Origin of the sequence: Lentzea kentuckyensis (genome assembly GCF_002150765.1) — a bacterium.
In the GTDB taxonomy this organism is placed as follows: Bacteria; Actinomycetota; Actinomycetes; order Mycobacteriales; family Pseudonocardiaceae; genus Lentzea; species Lentzea kentuckyensis.
This window is the reverse complement of sequence record NZ_MUYM01000206.1, coordinates 1-1,345: the sequence shown is the minus strand read 5'-3', so window position 1 is coordinate 1,345 and position 1,345 is coordinate 1. Positions and strand designations below refer to the sequence as shown.

General features: G+C 66.9%; 3 protein-coding genes. 1 reads left to right on the top strand and 2 read right to left on the bottom strand.

From position 1 onward, the window contains the following. Positions 1–99 precede the first annotated feature (99 nt). Positions 100–705 (top strand): DUF1062 domain-containing protein, encoded by a 606-nt coding sequence (locus B0F77_RS45940; RefSeq protein WP_086669328.1) that lies wholly within the window; start codon positions 100–102, stop codon positions 703–705. On the opposite strand, the gene B0F77_RS49530 is transcribed toward B0F77_RS45940, so the two are convergent. Both B0F77_RS49530 and B0F77_RS45935 read right to left on the bottom strand, forming a co-directional pair. Next, positions 648–809 carry an EF-hand domain-containing protein gene (locus B0F77_RS49530; RefSeq protein ID WP_211294378.1) on the bottom strand — a complete coding sequence of 54 codons (162 nt, stop codon included), beginning with the start codon at positions 807–809 and terminating at the stop codon, positions 648–650. The genes B0F77_RS45940 and B0F77_RS49530 overlap by 58 nt on opposite strands. After that, the gene (locus tag B0F77_RS45935; RefSeq protein ID WP_211294377.1) at positions 809–1,150 is read right to left on the bottom strand and encodes an EF-hand domain-containing protein; all 342 of its coding nucleotides are present in this window, start codon (positions 1,148–1,150) and stop codon (positions 809–811) included. Before B0F77_RS45935 ends, B0F77_RS49530 begins: the two co-directional genes overlap by 1 nt. Between the last annotated feature and the right edge of the window lie 195 nt (positions 1,151–1,345).

The window sequence follows — 1,345 nt, the reverse complement described above, 5'->3', positions numbered from 1 at the left end:
TGGCGCGCATGAAGCGGTGACGTACGTAGCAATGAACCCGCACCGGGCAGGTGCGGGTTTTTCCGTACGCCACTGACTCCTGGGAACTCACCAACGCTCATGAGCTCTATCAGCCATGCCGAAAACAAGTCGCTCTGGGTCGTCCGCGAGCTCGGACTCCCGGCCATCGTCAAGACCTGCGTCTCCTGCCGGGCGGACCGTCACCACCCGACCGGCAAGATCCGGGTCAACGCCAACGGCAAGCTCCTCGACGTCTGGTTGCTGATCGGCTGCGCGCGGTGCGACCGCACGTCGAAGATCCCGGTCCACGAACGCGTGCACGTGCAGGCGCTCGACCACGAACTGCTGCTGGGCTACGAGAACAACGACCCGGCCGTGGTGCGCCACCTGACGATCCACTCGGGCCAACGGCTCGACTGGACCGGCACGTGGGAGCTGGAGACCGACCTGCCGTTCTACGAGATCGAGAAGGAAACCGAATCCCTGGACGTCTTCGTCAGGTTCGACATCCCCGTACCGATCCGGGTCGGAAAGCTGCTCACCAACGGATTCGGCCTGAGTCGATCAGCGGCGAAACGCCTGGTCGACGCGGGCCGGATCCGCCTGCCGATGGCCTTGGACGCCAGGGTCCGCGCCGACTTCTCGTTTCAGTCCAGCGGACCGAACAACCAGGCGCCCGGCCCGTCCGGGTCCTCGGAGAAGTAGTACGCCCTGATCGCGGCCAACAGGTCGTCGGTGCTCACCAGACCGTCGCCGTCGTGATCGAGCCGGGCGTGCACGGCGCGTGCATCGGTGGAGCGCAGGTTCATCANNCGGCGACGGCCACCAACGCGTCGAGGAACGGCAGATAGCTGTCGTCGAACGCCTCCGGCCGCCCCAGCATCCGCCGCGCGAACGCCGTCTTGTACTCGTTGAGGCTGATCCGGTCGTCGTCGTTGGTGTCCGTCACGGCGGCGAGGTGGTCCCACACACCCAAAAGGTGCTCGTGGAACCGCCTCGCACGCAGGTCGTCGTCGTTCAGGCCGAACGCGGCGGTGGTCCGGGAACCGGCCTGTTCGAAGTCCGAGCGCTCGATGAACCCGTCCTGGTCGCTGTCGTAGGTCTCGAACCTGCGGGTCAGCCTGCGGTCCAGGAACGCCGTGATCTCCATGCCACCTTGGTACCCGGTCAGCGCTTCCTGCGACGCGCCGGGGCACCCACGTAGTCCGCCAGGTGCTCGCCGGTGAGCGTCGACCGGTCGGCCACCAGATCGGCCGGCGTGCCCTCGAACACGACCTTGCCGCCGTCGTGACCAGCGCCGGGACCGAGGTCGATGATCCAGTCGGCGTGCGCCATCACGGCCTGG